The organism is Kitasatospora sp. NPDC015120 (assembly GCF_043080305.1).
Classification (GTDB): Bacteria; Actinomycetota; Actinomycetes; order Streptomycetales; family Streptomycetaceae; genus Kitasatospora.
This window is the reverse complement of the sequence record NZ_JBIBVJ010000062.1, coordinates 1-1,826: the sequence shown is the minus strand read 5'-3', so window position 1 is coordinate 1,826 and position 1,826 is coordinate 1. Positions and strand designations below refer to the sequence as shown.

General features: G+C 28.8%; 3 protein-coding genes. 2 read left to right on the top strand and 1 reads right to left on the bottom strand.

Features of this window, described 5'->3' with window-relative positions:
* Positions 1–780 (top strand): hypothetical protein (locus tag ACF1AK_RS36275; protein WP_391503075.1); only part of this gene is annotated, 780 nt, incomplete at its 5' end.
* A gap of 19 nt (positions 781–799) precedes the next feature.
* Positions 800–1,585: a hypothetical protein gene (locus ACF1AK_RS36270; protein WP_391503074.1), complete on the top strand. Its 786-nt coding sequence runs from the start codon at positions 800–802 to the stop codon at positions 1,583–1,585.
* 32 nt (positions 1,586–1,617) lie between these two features.
* Here the strand turns inward: ACF1AK_RS36270 and ACF1AK_RS36265 are convergent.
* On the bottom strand, positions 1,618–1,826 hold a 209-nt coding region (locus ACF1AK_RS36265; RefSeq protein WP_391503073.1), incomplete at its 5' end, for a hypothetical protein.

The following is a 1,826-nucleotide window of genomic DNA, read 5'->3' as shown; positions in this document are numbered from 1 at the left end:
AGTCTACAGGATAGGGCTGAAACTGAAAAAGTAATCCAACCATATTGGATGAATGAGGCTGAAATTAATAAGTTAGAACTACTAGTTAAGCAGGCTAAATTAAAAGGCGTTAATATAAATCATTCTTCTATAATGAGAGATATTATGAAAAATTTAGTGGAGCGTTATAGAAATAACCCCATACAAAAAAGTGAGTACAGTAGACAAACTTTTAAAGTACCAGTGGGCACAAAAACAAAATTAGCTTCGTTAATTGAAGAAAGAGAGTTATCGTATGAACTTTCTACATTCATTATGGAAGGGTATATTCCTTCAAATAATTTTCCTTCGATGAGAAATCAAGAACAAGAAAATTTAGATTTTAAGTCTGATATAGATGTTTTTAATAAGTTAGATGAAGTTGCTGAAGAATATGGTTTTAAAAAAGGAAGGGCTAAAATTTTTAGAGATGCGCTTAGTCAGTTTGAAAAATCGCTCCATTCTAATCCGATTAAAAAGGCTTCAATAAAACAAGAGCTGAAATATCTTGTGGATGAATATAAAACGGTTGAAGATGTTTCGGTCGTTCTCGAGGAAGTTAAAAACTATTTAAAGGTTAATAATAGGGTGAATAAAACCAGCAATTTTATAAAATGTCCTCACTGTGGTTTCAATCATCTTAATTTTGATGATTACTTAGAAGTTGGAGACATGTCAGGAACTTTTGACATGGATTGTGAGAAATGTGAAGAGTCATTTATTGTAGATTTTGAAAGCACATATTATTTTCAAACTAAATAAGAACGGAGAATTATAAAAAATGGAGATAGTTAAAAATAATATAGGACGAAATATTGGAACATGGAGAACATTACTAGTTCTCCCTTTTGCAGTAACATTTATGTTACTAGGTATTATAATATTTGGAATGGTTGCAATAGTTTCATGGTTTATAATAAATAATACGTTTATAAATATACTGTTATTAGTGATATTAGGATTATGTTTTGAATTACATTTAAGGAAAAAACGTAAATATTATTCATACAAGATTTCAAGTGATGAGTATAATGAGTTATCTAATACACGCTTAATCCACTACACTAATTCAATGACAGAACAAGATTACCTATACTATATAGAAACGGGGTTAGTTAGGATAAAGGCCAAAAAGAGTGCAGGCGCTAACTATGTTATGAAGTTTAAAGATAAGAGAAATCCATATATTTGGTTCCATCAAGAAGAACAAAATGGAGAACCTTCTTTTGATTCCTTTATATTTACACATAATCATGAAAATAAGGCTAGGAAATATAAAGTAATTTTAGAACTTAATAAAATAGCACAAGATAGAATATTATTGAGGCCAGATAATCGAAATATTATTATCGAGGAAGATTTAGAAATTCCAGGTATTGTTGAAACTGAATTCGAGTTTTACAATAAAAAATTATATTTAAAACATTTAATAAAAGGGAATTTATCTTTTTTAAATGCTATTTCACATTTATATTACGGAACACATATAGTTTATGGGAAATTGATTGATACGATAAGCAAATATACTGCTTCAAAGCGAAATGTTAAAGAGCAGACAGAGTTATAATAAAATGAACCACCTGCAAAAGGTGGTACATTTTATTTTTTTAATTTTTTTAGAAGTTCATACCTGCCTATACTTTGATACTGTTCATTAACATAGGAAATTACATCGGTTAAATACTCAGCTAATTTAAGAAGATAATTTTTAAACTCCCCAATCGTATTATCAGAAACCACTTCTTTGTCATATATGTCCATGTATAGATCAAACCAATTGAAAGTTATTGGTATTGGATATCCTATTT

What these genes read in the sequence shown, in the direction of transcription:
- ACF1AK_RS36270 (WP_391503074.1), top strand. Translation starts at nt 800, where the DNA reads ATGGAGATAGTTAAAAATAATATAGGACGAAATATTGGAACATGGAGA.